The organism is Prevotella sp. C0026C3 (assembly GCF_056590795.1).
The window spans coordinates 92065-109570 of sequence record NZ_JBWPWW010000006.1; the positions used below are offsets into that span (position 1 = coordinate 92065).

Consider the following 17506-nt stretch of genomic DNA (forward strand, 5'->3'; position numbering starts at 1 on the left):
TTATCGTGTACGGTTTTTGCGGCGCATGCGGATGACGAACATCAGCAGAGCAAGGAGAATAAATATCGCACCGCCAGCGAGCATGCCTTCGCTGATCTTCTGTGTATGTTCTTCCGTCTGCGACATATCCTCGTGCTTCATCACCGTGCCCTTGCCCGTGTTTGTCGCCGCATTGCGCAGTCGGTCAATCTGTTGCTGGTATTCCTTGCCACGCTCAGCATCTACCTTTGAGGCGATGAAGTTGCACAGTTTGGCATTGTCGCCCACGAAGCCAGAGCCTGACGGTTTGTATTTCTTCACCATATCGACATGCAGTTTGGCAAGGTCGGCCACCTGCTGTGGTGTAGCATTCCACATTCCCTTTCGCACGGTTTCGAGCATTACAGCGGTAATCTGCTGCAATGCTGCAGGATTTTTCTGCTCGAAGAATGCCTGTGTGCCAAGGTTGTACTTGTCTTTTACGTACACATCGTAGATGTCGTCCCAAAGTTCCTTGTCTATCGCCTGTGGCTTCATCACGTTCCACCCGTAGGTGTTTTCCACGATTTCGGCAAAACCTCCTGCTGCGCTCGCGCCACCTTTCATCTTCTCCTTTATATATACGGGATTTAGAATAGTGGTGCGACTCTCCACACCTATTGCCTCTTTCACCTCCTGCATGCGCACGTTGTGGCGGTTGCGGTAGTCGCTCAGATAGGCATCGGGGTCTTTGCCCGTCACATGTCGTACGGCAAGGTTCAGTCCGCCCATAAACTCGTAGACATGGTCGAGGCTCAGTGCTCCCCATGTGTTGCTCTGGCGAGGCTGCACCACAACGTCGGTGCGGGTGAGGGCGGCCTCGAAAGCATGCTTGCTATACTGCTCCCAGTCTTTCTCGCTGCCGTAGAAAGCACCCATATTGTTGATGTAGGTGTTGGCAATCTCTTCACGCTTTTCCCAGCGGTCGCCACTCATCACCATGCCCTGTATGCCTGTGCCGTAGTTGCCGTTCATACCTCCGAAGATGCGTTGCGATGCCAGTTTGCGTGCCTCCTTGGGCGACACACCTTTCTCTGTGAGGTAACGTTCGGCCTCCTTCATGCCAATGGATACCTCGTTCTCGAAGGCATCGTCCTTGGCATTAGCTGCCATTTCCACCGCTCTGTTGATGAGGAAAAGGCGTGACGCTGCAAGGTCGCGGAGCTGTCCGGAGGTCTGCACCACTACATCGATACGCTTTCTTCCCAACTCTTTCGAGGGAATCAGGCGTAGGTCACTCACTCGGCCGAACGAGTCTCTGATAGGCTCAACACCCAGCATATAGAGCACCTGCGCTATCGTTGCACCCTCGGTCTCTATAAACTCGCCACTCCATAGCGTATAGCTCACCTTGTGTGGCATTTCGCCGTTGTGGCGACGCTGGTACATCTCGATGGTATTCTGTGCCAGTTGCTTTCCTTTCTCCCATGCTGCCTCGCTCGGTGTGGCCTCGGCATTGATACCGTAGAGGTTTCTACCCGTTGGCAGGGTATTCGGGTTTACAATCGGGTCGCCACCTGGCGATGGCGCTGTGTAGCCACCGTTCATAGCATTGAGCATGCTTTCCAGCTCGCACCGTGGACTTTCCGCAAGATATTGCCTGTACTTGTCGATGCTTTTCAGCGTGCGCTCAAGTTCTCGCACGGCAAAGGCAAAAGCTTTCTCCTCCCTGCTATATGATTTCTTTTCTTTTTTCATCATCGCAGACATAGCCGACATTCCTTTTGAAGGCATTCCTTTTTGAGGCATACCTGTCGACGGCTTTCCGTGCATGGCGTTGCCCATACCTTTCGGCATGCCACTCTTTGGTTTCTTGCCCGTTGCGCCCATGCCCATCATCATTTTCATCATATCCGACGGTGCTGTGAGGTCTTTATAGATACTGTGTGCACGTTGTAGGTCGGACGGTGAGAGTTGTCCAACTTTGCATACGAAGGCGTCGGTGACTGTTGCCGGACTATTGATGACCGACTGCACCAGCGATTTGGCAGGATAAAGATAACGACTGTTGAATTCGGAGCGACGTTTCAGCATTGCCTCGCTTGCTTTTCCTTTCACCTTGTCGAGCGTAAAGAGCGAGTAAGCCACGGGGTCGGTACACATTTCGAGTAGGCTACTGTTGATACGAGCCGGCTCGTAAGAAACGCCAAGGGTATAGAGCTGACCAGTAATCTTCTCGGTCGAGAGTTCTTCGGCAAAGTTGTCGATGCGCAGAATGTCTTCCTCTGTGTAAGGGCGTGATATTATGCTATCCAATCCCAAATCACGATGGAATCCCAAACGCACCACGAGTTTTTTGATGTCGAGCGAGGTGCGATGCAACAATGCTTTATCCTTGCCGATGTTCTGCGTGTAGAGTTTCAGTTTGGAAGAGAGTTCGCCGTATTTGCCACGCATTCCGCTTTCCATGAACGGTGGTGTGAGATACGACTGCAAGCCTGCATACGAGCGACGTTTGGCGATAAGACCTTCGCCTACGTTGCCGATGGTGTATAAGTAGAAGTGTGGTATTGCGCCCACCAGTCGGTCGGGCCAGTCGAGATTACTCAATGCCACCTGCTTCTTCGGTGTAAACTCAAGACTACCATGTGTGCCGAAATGTATCAGCACATCGGCTTTGAAACCGTGCTGTGCCCATAGGTAGGAAGCTATGTAGGTGTAGGGTGGGGTAGCTTCGGTGCCATGCACTATCTGGAATGAGTTGTCGCCCTTGCCTGCGGCATTCTGAGGAAGTAGCACAATATTACCAAACTGCACACGAGCCACGGCTAGCTTGCCGTCGGGTGTTGCCATATACTCACCTGGAAATTCACCGTTGGCTTTCACCACCTCCTTGTATTTTTCGGGGCGGAGTGTCTTTTTTACCCAGCTGTCGTATTCGGTCTTGCTGACGAGTGCAGGTTTTCCGTTTTTCATAAACTCGTCAAAAGCTCCTTTGGCATAAAGGCTGAACACTGCACCCTGCCGATGAATGGCTTTCTCCAGTCCTTCGGGCGATTCGGGCAGTCCTGCCACGTTGTAGCCCTCCTGCTTGAGGCGCACCAACAGGTTGTAGAGCGAAGGTCCAACCTCCATGCCACCTGCGGTCATGGCATTCTGCCCCGGACCTTTATAATAGTAGATGACCACACGCTTTTCGCTGTTTGGCTTGTGTTTTAAACCAATGTAGTTGTTCACTGTCTGCACAAACGTGCTGAGGCGTTCGGGCATCGCCGCCACATATTCCAGGTCGTCTTTACCAACGTAATGAGCGAAAAGGGCGAATGGTCGCAATGCACCGTCTATTTCGGGCGTTACCACGCTCTGCGACAGGAAACCACCATTCATTCCCATCTTATCGTCTTCCCATTTCTTTTCTAGCCTTCCCACGTTCAGCGGAGCAAAGAATGGTACGTTGACATGCTTCAAATAGTCCACGAAACCATCGCCGAGACGACCGTGCGCCATGTTGATGATGGCCGACACGTTGATGCTGTCGGCATGGTGTTCCTCCACGAATTTATGGATAGAGTTGACAGGGAACACCACATTGCCCGTCTTTTCCAATTCGGCAATAAGTTCCTCTGGTTCGCCCATCGAGCCTGTGATGACAATGGCAGGGGCCTTATCTTTCCACAAACCTTTTTCCATAAGGAATTTCTTGTATTCCGACACGGAGTTGAATTGTAGGTTTTCACCGTCAGCATGATCGGGGTCGGTATGGTAAAGCAGTCCGTATATGCGTTCTACGACCTCGCCTGGTTCGGGAGCATAGATAATTTTCCGGTCGATGTGCCTGCGCACATAAGAAAGCATATTGCAGTAGTTCTCGCGTCCGCCGTTGCCGATGTAGGCTTTCAGACGATTGGCTGTGGTGGTGTCTACCGAGCAGAAATCGTTGTCGGGATTAGTAATCATCGTACTCACCACGGGTGTTCCGCCCTGCATTGCCTTTTCCAACTTTTCGCGTTGCTCCTCGGTGAGACGCAGTCCCATAGCCTGCACGAAGACCATGTCGTAGTCGGTTGCATTCTTGATGTCGTCGGCACTAAGATTTTCTATCTTGATGAACGGATTATCATTAGCACGGGCTATCTGTCCGAGTGTGATTGTCTGATAATTCACAAAGGCTATCCTTGTAGTGGATAGCCATTTGTGCCATATGCCTATACCCATGAGTAGCAATGCTACCACGGCGGCTATGATTGATAATTTTCGTTTATTCATAATTTGGTTTTAAGGGTGTAAGGCATGATTACTTTCTTATCATGTCGGCAATGTTGATGCTGACTGTCGCCACATAACTGATACCGTTGAGCGGAAGCTGTACCGCTGAGTCGGCAGCCTTGTCCCGAAAGTTGAAAAGGTTGTCCATCATCAGTCCGAGGGTGATGCCTCTCGGTAGCTCCGAGCGGAGATTGATAGAGCAGACCGTACGCGGTTCAAACACGTAGCGCGTGTAGGCTTTGGCTGTGCTGTTGTACGAGTAGCGCGTGATGCGCGACATCCACTGGCAGTTGAATGCAATAGACTCGGTGGTCTTGCCGAACTTGTGCTTGTATATGGCGTTGAACTTTGCGCTGTGTGGACGTATCCACGACTGGTTGTAGCCGTCGCGCACATCGTAGTCGTTGATGTAGGTGTAGGCTCCCCTGAATTGGAGACCGCATGCCATACGGTAGTTGGCCGTAGCCTCAATACCCGTGGTCTTCACGTTCTCGGCATTGACATACCTCATATTATAGCTTTTACCAGGCTCCATATACTCGTATGAAATCTTGTTGCGGAAACGGTTGTGGTAGGCCGACACCGAAAGGTTGAAGCCTCCATAGTCATATTCTGCCGAAGCCGATAGCTGACTACCCTCTTCTGGTTTAAGGTCTTTATTGCCATACATCATGATTCCCATTCCGCCCATGTTGAATTCCTGATAGAGCTCTTTGAGTGTGGGAATGCGGTAGCCCTGTGAATAGCCGGCACGCAATGTGACATGCTTGAACGGACGATAGAGCATCGACACCTTAGGAGTGAGGTGGAAGCGGTAATGATAGCCTTTATCGCCACGCACGCCCACCACGAGGTTGAGGTTGTCGGTAATGCGCCAGTCTTCCTGAGCACAGAGCGAGAGTTGGGAGATGTCTACCGTACCCGTGTCTTTCATCATATAGTGTTTCAGGCTTTCGTGTATGCCCTCTATACCTGCACTGAAAGTATGGCGACCGAAGTTGCCCGTGTAGTAGAGACGCGTGCTGTGGTTGATGTTGCCATAAATCTTCTCAACGAGCTCCACACGGTCGAACACATCCTTCTTGACATAGTTGTCGAAGGTGTAAGAAAGGTCAAATCTGTTGTTGTCGTTTACCTGCCACTTCATCTTCGCGCCAGCTACGAGGTCTTCATATCGCTGATGCCACCGCTTGCCGTTCATTGTCGGACGTGTGTTGGTATAGAAGGTGCCGTATGCTTCAGCGCTGAGATGGTCATTGAAACGATACTTGAATCGCTGTCCGAAGTCCATGATACGGTAGCCATACATGATTAGGGAAGAGGGCTTGCTCTGCGACTTGCTAACACTGCCGTCGGGCTTGATCATCTCAACCTGCTTACCCTCCGTGTCTTTTACCGTATAATTGTCGCGATGGCGGAAGCCGAACGACGACTGCGAACTGAACTTGTTCTTGTTGATGCCCAATGACATGGCATAGTTCTCGCCGTTGTATCCTGCGTAGCGCATATTGACCCTAGCATCAAACGGTCTGATACTCTTCTTCGTGATGATGTTAATCACGCCACCTATGGCCCGACTGTCGTACAGTGTCGAAGCTGCGCCACGCACTATCTCGATACGCTCCACATTGTCGATGCTGATACGCGAGAAGTCTATATTATGGTCGGAGCCCTCGCCACTGATGCGCTCGCCGTCGAGCAGGAAGAGCACCGACTTGCTGTCCATGCCTTGATAGTTGAGCGTAGTGGTCTGGCTCATGCTGTTATAGTAGAACTGTACTCCGGGTAAGGTATATTCCAGCAATGTGTTCAGATCAACGGGGTTGACCATTCTTATTTCCTCCTGCGAGATAACACGCGTGATGACGGGCACGTCCTTTAGTGGCTTCTCCGTCCTCGCTCCTGTGACTACCACCTCGTCGAGCTTGGTGTGCGACTGTGTCATCTTGACCGTGAGCGACGGATGACCCGTGGCGGGTACATGCAATGTGCGGGCTACATAGCCCATATAGTTGACATGAATGGTATACACCTTGTTGTCCTGCACGTAAATGGTAAAGGCACCCTTGCCATCGGTGCCAGCTACAATATTCGTTCCCTCCACAGTAAGTCGCGCACCAGGCATTGCCGTCCCGTCACCGGCATCGACAACCTTTCCCGTGATGGCATATTTCTTTTCAAGTGGGGGATTGTTATTGGCACAAACGGTGGCAAAAGCCACCGTAAGCAATACTAATATGGAAAGTAGTCTTTTCATAATTGTATCTATCATCATGAAATGTGAAACTATAGTTATTTATTCATAACTCTATAGTCGAAACTCACGATTTTCTTCTTGCCTGTGGCATCAACATAGTCCTTAAACTTTAAGAGCATCATCTTGCCATTCTTAAACTTTACGGCAAACACCTTGTCGCTCACAATCTTCGGCTGGCCCATGCCCGTACTCTTGAGCCACTTCTGCAGTTCTTTATTAATCTGTGCCTTTGCATAACCGATGATACCCTTTCTCATTCGACTAATATCCACGGTGATGAGACCAGGTACGTTGCCCTTGTATTCTCCGCTAGGCATTTGGGTAAATTTCATGATGTCAGTCTCTTCGGTCATCAGCACCTCGCCGTCCTTCACGCATGGATTGTATACGTTGAAGGCGATGTCCCACTTCTGAGGCTTGTCCTTCTCCGTGCCTGTGGCAGGTTTCGTATCGATGACTTTGGATAAATCCTCACCTTTCTCGTTCTTCTCATATTTGCGGTATGTCCACTCGCCGAGTTCTTTCTGCACGGTGGTCTTCCCTGTCTCAAGGTCAATATACAGCCACGAATCGAATCCAGTTGCCGGAGCCTCGAAGTGCTTGGCCGTTGTATTAGGTTTTGGATCGGTGTCACCGGCGTTTTTATCGCATGACGTAAAAACACATAACATTAAACAAATAGTTGCGAATAATTTTGTCTTCATTTCTATAAAAAAAATAGGATTAATAAAATATTTTTCAACGCTTGCAAAATTAATACGAATTATAAGTGCCTACAATACCTAAATCTTGTGATTTAGAGAACCTGTTTATAAATGAATTTAGGCGTATTTTTTTTTATGTTCTGTGACAAAGCATAAGAGAATACCCTCAAATCCGCAACTAAGCCCTTGAACGTCCTTATTGCGTTTACACGGCGGTGTTTTGCCCCGTCCGCAGGCGCGGATTGCGTTTCGCGGCGGCGTCTTGCCCCATCCGCAGGTGCGGATTGCGTTTTGCGGCGGTGTCTTGCCCCGTCCGCAGGTGCGGATTGCATTTCGCGGCGGTGTTTTGCCCCGTCCGCAGGTGCGGATTGCGTTTCGCGGCGGTGTCTTGCCCCGTCAGGGTAGAGCTTGACCACCGCGCCGTCCGCCCACCACCATGAGAAGTGACGGCCTATCTGTAATATCTTGCAGAGGCCATCTTTAACGCCTGCGTTCCATCCGGGAAAGGGCAAGAAGAGGCAGCCCTTCTCGGTGACGGCAACCGTGCATTGGCGGAGTAGTCATCATGGGTCAAGTGGGAAAATCGCCTTGCATGAATCTTTGCAACACGTCGCAGCGTGTGATAATTGGGTCTAAGAAGAGCGTACTTTGTCGATAGAAGTCAGCCAACTGCGTGTAAGCGTCGTGCAGGTCGGGATATTTGAAGACACTTTCTATACCCTCCCAAAAGTAATTAGGCGATTGGCCATACACATTGAACAGCACAAAGGCCTTGGCATAGAGACATTGTTGTTTCATTTGAAAGTTGTCGTGGGCACTGCGTAGGCACTCGTCGAGCAGTCGAACGGTCTCTTTGGCAAAGTCTTGTTCGTAGCTTTTGGCACTGTCGTAGCAACTAAAGTCGTCGCGAGTGATATACCAACAATCTCCATAAGGCGATGCCTGATAGTAGCGTTTGGCCAGTTCGTAGCCGAAATAGCAACGGTCGGCATCGGTCCCAGCCAGCTTGTAACGGCTTTGTAGTTGCAGCATATCCTCACAGAATGCCACCTTATAATTCTTCGTCAAGGCCGGAACCTCGTAGCCGTCAAAATCATTACCGTTGCGTTGGCGTACAAACCAGCGTGGAGCGGTAAAGTCACGATGATATAATACATAATTACTTTCATCGCTATTGATATAGAGCATCGGTAGTTTTCGTAGATAGGGGAGTGCTTCGGCAAATCGTCCTTCGCGCAGAAACTTACTTCCTATTAAGTTGTTATAGTATTCCCGGTCGTGCGTCGTGTGCTTTGTCACATACCGAGCCAATGCATCTTCTGGTTTGGAATAAACAAACTTGGTATAGGCTATAGCTTCTTTTGCTGTAAGACTATCCATCTTCGAGCCCAACTCCCAACCCAAAGATTCTTTGACATTGTATGTGTAAAAAGGGAATGGATAGGCTTTTGTTGTTTGGTTGTCTATATCCATCAGGGCTGTCTCCATGTTTTTGTTACCCATAGTCTTATAACGAGGTACGAGCACGGTGTAGGCCAAGCGGTCTTTTACCCTCCAAAAGTAGTCGTCTTGCCAGTCGTAGGCAGTTTGGGGAGCTATCTTTCGATCGAGCCATTCCATTTCTTGAGCAATAAATTTTGTCCCGTTGCCATGGAGAGGTAATAGTTTGGCCCGTGCCATGAGTCTGATGGCTCGTGCCACATCGTGCGAACGCGGCATTCCACGCATCATCATTGCATGCTCAGCATCGTTGGCTGCTTGTCGGTAGTTGCCCATGATGTAGTGCAACATGGCATTGGCTGCCTGCCACAAGCACGGGTCTTTCACCTTGCCTTCGTGCAGTACGCTGTTCGATAGTGCTACGAATTGCTTCATTTCTGCTGGATATGTCGGTATATATCCCACCCATTCTATGGCTTCTTTGTTCCCTTGCGTGTCGGCAGTCTCTTGCGCTCCGTTCACAAACTCTTGTATCAGATAGATGAGTGAAGGTGAGTTGGGCGTCTCGGCATATATCTTTCGGATACCCGGTACATTCCTGTATTGTTGCAATCTCCATCTCACGCTCTGCAAATCTCCTTGTTCGGCATAGATGTCGAGTGCCATTTGTATGTGCTTCTGCGCCTGTTTGTCATTGGGTAAGTTGTATAATGCGTTGGCATAAATGTTTCGACACATGTCTCGATACACTCCTTTGGACAGCGAACACCCTGTCTTTTCCCATACCAGAATGTTGTTGGCATATCGCTTCAGCATCATGTTGGCACGCATCAGCAGCAGGCAATACTGTGCTTTAAGACGTCCATGGAGTCGTTGACCGGCCGTTGTGGCAATGATGGCGAGTGTTTTGTTGGTACGATCAATGTCCTCCGGCGTCGGATAACTCCATTGGTTATACAGGTCACCGCTCACTTTGCTGTAGTCGGCTATTTGCTTGATGTAGGTCAACATCTCTCTGTCGCCTTTCTTGCGAGCCACTTCCTTTAAAAAAGCACAGTCATCTCCGAAGAAGAGGTCATTATAACTGTATTTATTAGGGTAATGATTAGAGACTTCATTTTCCTCGCACGTTACCCCTGTATATTTCTTCCAATATTCAAACAGTTGGTAGTCGAATGTGAAATAATTATATTTCTGGTCGTACACATCAAACAGATAGTAGTTGTGTACAGGTGCCATCGGGCCGCAAGCTGAGGCTTTTCCTACAATAAATAGCAATAAACTAATGACTATAAATCTCTTCATCATGGCGGTTGTTACGTTTTAAGTCGAAGATAATTGTTTCGTTGTTGATGTCATTGCGCTTCTGTTCAAGGGCATGCTTGGTCTGTAATACCTGCTCAAGAGCAGAGTGCCTCGTAATCATCGTGTCGCCCGGCAACATCGGGTATTCATTCTCGTGGTGTACAATGCCCACGTATTTATCGCCGCGAAACAGTAGTCGGTAGGTAAAGTTGGGATAGGCGGCCGATAAGGGCAGCTTATAGCCGGCTATATAGCGCAGATATGGTTTCACGTCGCGGTAGTCCAAGATAGGATGCTCGTTGTGTATATTGGTGAAATCGCCCGTATTATATACCATCAACACACCACGGTCGGCCGGTGGGGGCGTCTGTGCCAGTTGGTGAAGGCGAATGGTTGATGACAAGTGAATGCCTTGCTTGCTCAATAGTTTTTGCATCTCTTGCATAAAAGCATAGTATGTTTTGCGGGTTGTTCGTGTCCAGTCGCAGTCTATCTGTATCTCTTTCAGTGCTGCGATACCATGTGTTTGGGTCATTTGCATGATGCGTTGCGCAACCTTTTCGGCCAGTCCGTCTACGCGATTTCGCATCACATCGTTGACAATGAATACCACCGGAATCACTTCCACCGTCTTTGGTGGAGTCTGTTTAAATGATATAGTGGCATTGGGCATGGCTTCTCCGTCGGCATTTTTTACCACATCGAAGTAGCGGATGTAGAGTTTTGAAATGTGGTGTCGATTGATATAGGCCGTATCTACCGCAAAGCTGGTACTCCAATAATAGGCCGAGCGAACTTTGACAGGTTTCGGTTGCTCGTGGCATGCGGTCAATGCTGAGTACAGCAATGCTATCAATGTTCCGATCATCCATGTCCTACGCAATGTCCTAGCGCTGCTGTAGTCATGGTATAGTCCTGTTATTGTTTGCATCACTCCTTTCATAGCTATCTTCATAGTGTTGTTGCAAACTTATCAATTTTATCTGAATCAGCGGAGGATTAGCTTTGAATTATCATTATTTTACATAAAAATTGGTCGTCAACCATACTTTCTTGTCTTGTACCAATTTCTTACTTGACTGATTGCAGTGGCTAGGCAGTGTCGCTGCCTCGACTTTTCAGCATTTCTGAATAGGCTTGGCAGCGATGCTGAATAGGCGCTGCAGAAGCCCCACCCCGCACCAATCATTTTAGTAAACAAGTGAACGAGTAAACAAGTAGACAAGATTTTAGGTTGACAAGTAGATGAGTTTAGGGGGCAGTTTGTAAGTTTTTGAGTTGATAAGTTTTTAAATTGTGGGACGGAAAAGGTTTATTTCTTGCTCCCGCTCCTTTTGGAGAACCATCGGTCATCGACCGAGTAGTCGCTGTCGGCTCAGCCGGTACGACTAAAAACGAGGGAGATAATGACTGGGGAGAGGCTTCTGTAGGGACGTGGCATGCCACGTCCGCGGGGAAGTCCACAGTCATATTTGCTCCTAGATTTACAGTGTATATACAGTTCTCGGACGCGACATGTCGCGTCCCTACGAGTCTTTCCATGTACTTATGTATTGTCTAGTGTAAACAAATAGCATTTATACCGTATGACAGACCACGTTTTTAAGCGATAAGTACAGAGGCTTTACTGACCTGTAGGGGCGAATTGAATTTGCCTTATAAGGTATAAAACAATGGTGAAATGTATGGGAAGTCTTTTAGACTAGGCTTTCCTTAGTGCAAACTTTTATGAACAATAAATAGAAATAAAAGTATTTTTGTCAAAAATATGCCATTATAAAAATAGTAAAAATGGTTGTTTTTTATTATATTTGCACATTCTTAAATTATAATTCCATGTTTCTATACGGGAAGTAATACTCAATATCATAACAAAATATAACTTTATGAATAGAATTCTGCTGATTTTGCTATTGGCAGGTGCTGTGAATTTGCAGCCCACAATGGCAAAGAAAAAGAGTAAGGCAAAAGTAGACTCGTTGCTGACGGCCAAAGATAAGCCGGGCAAGTCGTTGGTAGCTGATTTCAACAAGGCTGTGAAAGAGGCTAAACTTGTCAAAGGTATGTTTGATACATACTTCACTAAAGACGGAAAACTGTATTTTAGTATTGCCGATTCGGCTTTCTCACGCAGTTATATCCTCTCTAACCGCGTGTCGTCTACCAGCAATACCAATGATTATGTAGCCGGACAGATGGTAGATGCGCCTCGTTTGATTCGCTTCTCTACCGATAGCGTGCGTGTATACTTGCATTTAGTGCAGAATACCAACGTCGTAAAGAAGGGCGATCCGATTGCTGCTTCGTTTAAAACAAACTTTGCCGACCCCATCTTGAAGGCCTTTAAGATAGTGGGAAAGAAAGATGGTAAGGTGCTCATTGATATGACTTCGTTCTTCGGAGGCAACGAGAAGAGTTTGAGTCCGATGAAGCCTGACAACCCTCTGTCGGTGCTTTTTGGAGGTAGCCGCAACTTAAAAGGCTCGTTTATCTCGGATGCTTCGGGTATCACCGATGTGAAGTCATTCCCTCGCAACATCGAGATTATCAGTTCGTTGAGCTTCGACCTGTCAAAAGAAAACATCCCTTACACCGTAGTCATGCATCGTTCGCTCTTCATGGCGCCCGAGAAACCGATGGCTATGCGCCTACAAGACAACCGTGTGGGATTCTTCAGCACCGATAAGAAAATCTATTCTTCGACATCGGATCGTGTAGATAAGAAGACTTATATACACCGTTGGCGTCTAGAACCCAAGGATGAAGACCGCGATCGCTACTTCCGTGGCGAATTGGTAGAGCCCAAGAAACCTATTGTTTTCTATGTAGACTCAGCCTTCCCCGATAAGTGGCGTGGCACCGTAAAGCAAGGTATAGAAGACTGGAACAAGGCTTTTGAGGCTGCAGGATTCAAGAATGCTATCATGGCAAAGGATTATCCGAAGAACGATTCGACCTTCAACCCTGCCGACATGCGCTATAACTGCATCAAATATGCCGTTACCGAGACTGCCAATGCGATGGGTCCGAGCTATGTAGATCCTCGAACGGGCGAGATATTGACAGCAGATGTCATTTGGTATCACAACGTTATATCGCTCTTGCACAACTGGCGATTTGTCCAAACAGGTGCTGTTGATGCGCGAACTCATAAGGCTGTGTTCGACGACGACTTGATGAAAGAGTCTGTACGCTATGTGGCTGCCCACGAAGTAGGCCACACGCTGGGTTTGATGCACAACATGGGAGCTAGCTATTCGTTCCCTGTAGACTCGCTACGTAGTCCTTCGTTCACCCAGAAATATGGTACTACACCTAGTATCATGGACTATGCACGTAACAACTTCATCGCTCAGCCGGGCGATTTGGAGCGTGGTGTGAAGCTCACTCCGCCTATCTTGGGTGTTGAGGATATCTATGCTATCAACTGGGGTTATCGTCTTATCAAGGATGCTGATACTCCCGAAAAGGAGAAACCCACTCTCGATGCATGGATTAAAGCTAAGAGTGGCGACCCTATGTATGAGTTTGGAGTGCAGCAGTTCATGGGTGCCGTAGACCCGACCGACCAGTCTGAAGACTTGGGTAACGACCATATCAAAGCCGGTAACTACGCTATCAGCAACTTGAAGATTATCATGCGTAATCTAGAGAAGTGGACCTATAAGCCCGGTGATACTTATGAAGCTGTGAAAGATATGTACAAACAAGTCGTATCGCAGTACACTCGCCATCTCTTCCATGTGATGCCTTACATCGGAGGTGTGCGTTTCGAGGAAATCAGACAGGGTGATAACAAGGGCGCTGCACGCCATTATATCGACCGAGCTACCCAAAAGCGTGCCATGCAATGGCTTATCGGACAGGCTCGCAGCTACAATTCTTGGTTGTCACCACAATCACTTTTGAATAAACTAGACTTGCCTTCTAATGTTAATGAGAGGTTGCAGTCGTCGGTAGTAGGTGCACTTTATGCCGGTACTCGCTTGTTCCGCATCAGCGAAGGATACAAGATTAATCCTGCAAAGAATTATAGTCTTGATCAATATATGAATGATGTGTTCAACACATTATTTGCTCCTACGATGCAAGGTCGTGCTTTGAGCGAAGCCGATTTGAGTCTACAGTCGGGCGTTCTCTCTGTTTTCAAGATTACAAGTGGCTTGCAACTCAAGCAAGGGAAGAAGGGACTGCTGTTGACAGAGGCTGAATTGGCTGAAAATTTGGCAGCAGAGACTACCGAATTGGCATGTTGCAAGGCTCATCAGGGCGATTCATTCATGCGTATCAATTACGGTTTGCCATCATTACCCAGCGATGTGCTCTCTCCATTGATGTTGAGTCAGCTGAAGAAAGTACGCAATTTGTACATTCGGAAGCGTGCTACAGGCGATAGCAAGACACGCAACTTCTATGAGTATCAGATATTGATGATTGATAAACTCTTAAAGGAATAAATTTATGAGGAGACTTTTTTGTTTATTGACTTTGCTGTCTTGCCTCTTCTCTGTCAATGTTTTGGCACAGGATTTGAAAGTCAGTGGAAAGGTGGTTGACTCCACTGGTGAACCCGTTATTGGGGCTAATGTAAAGGTAGAAGGTGGAAAATTGGGTGTCATGACCGATAAGGATGGTAACTTTACTATCACGATGCCTAATGGAAAATCTACTTTGGTGGTGTCTTATATCGGTTATAAGGCATCTATAGTACGTGCTGTACTGGGCAAATGGTTGAACATCAAACTCGACGAAGACGCTCAGAACCTCGATGAACTCGTAGTTGTAGGTTACGGAACGCAGAAGAGATCGAACCTTACCTCGTCTATTGAGGTGGTGAAAGGTACCGATTTGGCTCGCGTCCCTACACCTAATTTGGATGAGGCTCTGAATGGTCAGGTGGCCGGTTTACAGGTTATGTCGGTGTCAGGTGACCCCGGTACGGCTCGCGAGGCAAATCTTCGAATCCGCGCTGTCACCGGTGCTTCATCGTCACCGTTGCTTGTTATTGATGGCGTTCCACGTTTCTCGGAGAACACAAGCGATGGAGAACAACGCTTATCCGACCTGAACCCCGATGATATTGAGAGTATCTCAATTCTCAAAGATGCTGCTGCCGCTGCCGTTTACGGTGTGCGTGCTGCCAACGGAGTCGTTTTGATTAAGACAAAGCGTTCAAAAGGCGACTCAAAACTACGCATCAACTATCGCGGTCAGTACAATATTCAGAAAGCAACCAAGTTCCCCAAGTTCTTGAACAGCTACGAATTTGCCAAGTTATACAACAAGGCTGTAGAGGGAGAAGCCAATGTGAATCCCTATACCGACGAGGAATTGGAGATGATTCGTACACAGTCCAATCCTAATAAGTTTGCCGATACCAATATCATCGACTATTTGAACAGCCATGGATATTCTACTACGCATAGCGTTTCGCTCTCTGGTGGTAATCAGTTCCTGCGTTATTATATCTCAGGTTCGTACACCAAGACGGCCGGTTTGTATAGTGGAGTAGGGCGCGATCGCTTCAACTATGCTGCCAAATTGGATGCTACGCTGGCCAAGGGACTTGTCCTTTCGCTCGATTTCAATGGTGTTCGTTCCGGTTATAAGAACACTAGCTTTACCACAGTAGACGCTGCTTACAGCTATTCTCCCGTTCAACCGTTCACTCTTACGAACGGTGAGCTGGCTAGTATCAATGGTGGTAATCCATTGATTAATATTCGTGGACTCGGCGGATATACTCGTAACCGTGTGAAGATGAACACTATCACGGCCAATTTGAATTGGGATATCCCTTGGGTAAAAGGTCTCTCGGTTTATGGTAAGGTGACGATGGACAACAACAACTCTATCCGTAACGAGTTTAATTCGCCTGTTGCGCTCTACACTTACGACGAAGCTAGCAAGGAAATCAAAGTAGATAAGACCACTGTGTATCCGAAAGCGAAGATTTCTATGTACCAGATGGATCAGTTTGTGGACAATACTTTGTTGGAAGCTGGTATCAATTACGCTCAGACTTTCAAGGAAAAGCACAGTGTAACAGGTATGATGGTTGCCAACTATCAGATGTATAAGAACAAATACATGGATGGTAGAAACAGCGATTTGCCCGGTGTTTATCCTGAATTTATCGGTAATACTGAAATTGGTTCGCTTCATGGAAAAGAAAGCGAGATACAACGTGCGTCGTTGATTGGCCGTGCTACCTACGCTTACGAGAATCGTTACTTCGCTGAGTTCAGCTTCCGTGTGGACGGTTCTGCCAAGTTCCATCCCGACCACAGATGGGGTTTCTTCCCCACAGTATCTGCTTCGTGGATGCTATCTAACGAAAAGTTCTTCAAGAACTGGAAACAGCGTGTCATCAGTAATGTGAAATTCCGTGGTTCAACTGGTATCCTCGGACGTGATGGTGGTGTACAAGACTACTCTTATTTATTGAGTTATATCTACTCACCTGTCAACGGTTACAATCTCGGTGGATTATTGAAGCCCGGTATTGTGGTGAATTCTGGTAACTATCCTAATGCTAGATTGAAGTGGGAAAAGAGTCGTGACTACAACTTCGGAATCGATCTTGGCTTCTGGAACAACCGTTTTGGCATCACTTACGAGTACTATTTGCGCTATAAGACCGACATGCTTTCAAATGCTCCCGATTATATGTATCCTCCTTCGACAGGTACAAATGGAGCTGTTCCTTATATGAACTATGGTAAAGTAAAGGCTTGGGGATGGGATTTAACCCTCACTCATCGCAACTCAATAGGCAAGTTCCGCTATGACGCATCGTTCATGTTATCGCTCGGGCGAGACAAAGTGCTCGACTATGGAGACGAAAGCAACCAGTTGGAGAACCTTCGTCGCAAGGGACATAGCATCGGTACATCGTGGATGTACGAAGCATTGGGACTCTTTCAGACGCAAGAGGAGATTGATAATTGGAAGTTGAATCAGGACGGAAGTTACAATGGTAAGAACAAGACTGTGAAGCCCGGTGACATCAAATATAAAGACCAGAACGGTGACGGTGTGCTCGATAAGAAAGACGAAGTGGCATTCAAGAATTCGGCTTATCCCGATTTCACGGGAAGTTTGAAGTTGGGTGCTAGCTATAAGGGCGTATTTGTCAACGTAATGTTCCAAGGTGTGGCCGGTTATAAGCAGTATATCACAGAGGCTTATACGCTCGAAAAAGGTAGCTTACCACGTTTCCAAGATTATCATCTCACCGATTGTTGGACGCCGGAGAACCCCAATGCGGAGTATCCTCGCGTCAAGTTGGCAACCTCAATTGATAACAACCGTTTGGCATCTTCGTTCTGGTTGCGCGACAATAGCTTCATTCGTTTGAAGTCGCTCAATATCGGTTACAGTCTGCCGGCATCTACCTTGAAGAGCCTGAAACTCAGTTCGCTCACCATTACTTTGATGGGTGGTAATCTGTTTACATGGAGTAAGCTGAAGCACATGGACCCTGAATCACGTCGAGGCTATCCTATTCAGCGTACATACGGCTTGAGTTGTAACATCGGTATTTAATGGTTTTACTATAAATAATTGTACGACA

Annotated in this window: 8 protein-coding genes; 3 read left to right on the forward strand and 5 right to left on the reverse strand. The window is 47.7% G+C overall.

The annotated features are described in order from the left end of the window. The 5 genes from AC1EK4_RS05560 to AC1EK4_RS05580 form a co-directional block, all read right to left on the reverse strand. Positions 1-4224, reverse strand: coding sequence for a cobaltochelatase subunit CobN (locus AC1EK4_RS05560; protein WP_480357336.1), 4224 nt, complete (start codon positions 4222-4224; stop codon positions 1-3). Between the two features lie 28 nt (positions 4225-4252). Further along, positions 4253-6481: a TonB-dependent receptor gene (locus AC1EK4_RS05565; RefSeq protein ID WP_480357337.1), complete on the reverse strand. Its 2229-nt coding sequence runs from the start codon at positions 6479-6481 to the stop codon at positions 4253-4255. 35 nt (positions 6482-6516) lie between these two features. Continuing rightward, positions 6517-7185, reverse strand: a complete 669-nt coding sequence (locus AC1EK4_RS05570) for an HmuY family protein (protein WP_480357338.1) — start codon at positions 7183-7185, stop codon at positions 6517-6519. A gap of 570 nt (positions 7186-7755) precedes the next feature. Continuing rightward, positions 7756-9933 (reverse strand): hypothetical protein, encoded by a 2178-nt coding sequence (locus AC1EK4_RS05575; RefSeq protein ID WP_480357340.1) that lies wholly within the window; start codon positions 9931-9933, stop codon positions 7756-7758. Beyond that, the gene (locus AC1EK4_RS05580) at positions 9908-10885 is read right to left on the reverse strand and encodes a hypothetical protein (protein WP_156431095.1); all 978 of its coding nucleotides are present in this window, start codon (positions 10883-10885) and stop codon (positions 9908-9910) included. The genes AC1EK4_RS05575 and AC1EK4_RS05580 overlap by 26 nt, the downstream gene beginning before the upstream one ends. A gap of 339 nt (positions 10886-11224) precedes the next feature. On the opposite strand from AC1EK4_RS05580, the gene AC1EK4_RS05585 reads away from it, so the two are divergent. The 3 genes from AC1EK4_RS05585 (at position 11225) to AC1EK4_RS05595 (ending at position 17478) form a co-directional block, all read left to right on the forward strand. Further along, positions 11225-11491: a hypothetical protein gene (locus tag AC1EK4_RS05585; RefSeq protein WP_480357342.1), complete on the forward strand. Its 267-nt coding sequence runs from the start codon at positions 11225-11227 to the stop codon at positions 11489-11491. 325 nt (positions 11492-11816) lie between these two features. After that, a complete protein-coding gene (locus AC1EK4_RS05590) occupies positions 11817-14387 on the forward strand; it encodes a zinc-dependent metalloprotease (RefSeq protein ID WP_480357343.1) in 2571 nt (856 codons plus the stop codon). Positions 14388-14391: 4 nt separating this feature from the next. Then, the gene (locus AC1EK4_RS05595; RefSeq protein ID WP_480357345.1) at positions 14392-17478 is read left to right on the forward strand and encodes a SusC/RagA family TonB-linked outer membrane protein; all 3087 of its coding nucleotides are present in this window, start codon (positions 14392-14394) and stop codon (positions 17476-17478) included. Positions 17479-17506: the final 28 nt, after the last annotated feature.

Excerpts from the sequence above, each read along its gene's own strand:
- AC1EK4_RS05560 (WP_480357336.1), bottom strand. The coding sequence starts at position 4,224 with ATGAATAAACGAAAATTATCAATCATAGCCGCCGTGGTAGCATTGCTA.
- AC1EK4_RS05565 (WP_480357337.1), bottom strand. The coding sequence starts at position 6,481 with ATGAAAAGACTACTTTCCATATTAGTATTGCTTACGGTGGCTTTTGCC.
- AC1EK4_RS05570 (WP_480357338.1), bottom strand. The coding sequence starts at position 7,185 with ATGAAGACAAAATTATTCGCAACTATTTGTTTAATGTTATGTGTTTTT.
- AC1EK4_RS05575 (WP_480357340.1), bottom strand. The coding sequence starts at position 9,933 with ATGATGAAGAGATTTATAGTCATTAGTTTATTGCTATTTATTGTAGGA.
- AC1EK4_RS05580 (WP_156431095.1), bottom strand. The coding sequence starts at position 10,885 with ATGAAGATAGCTATGAAAGGAGTGATGCAAACAATAACAGGACTATAC.
- AC1EK4_RS05590 (WP_480357343.1), top strand. The coding sequence starts at position 11,817 with ATGAATAGAATTCTGCTGATTTTGCTATTGGCAGGTGCTGTGAATTTG.
- AC1EK4_RS05595 (WP_480357345.1), top strand. The coding sequence starts at position 14,392 with ATGAGGAGACTTTTTTGTTTATTGACTTTGCTGTCTTGCCTCTTCTCT.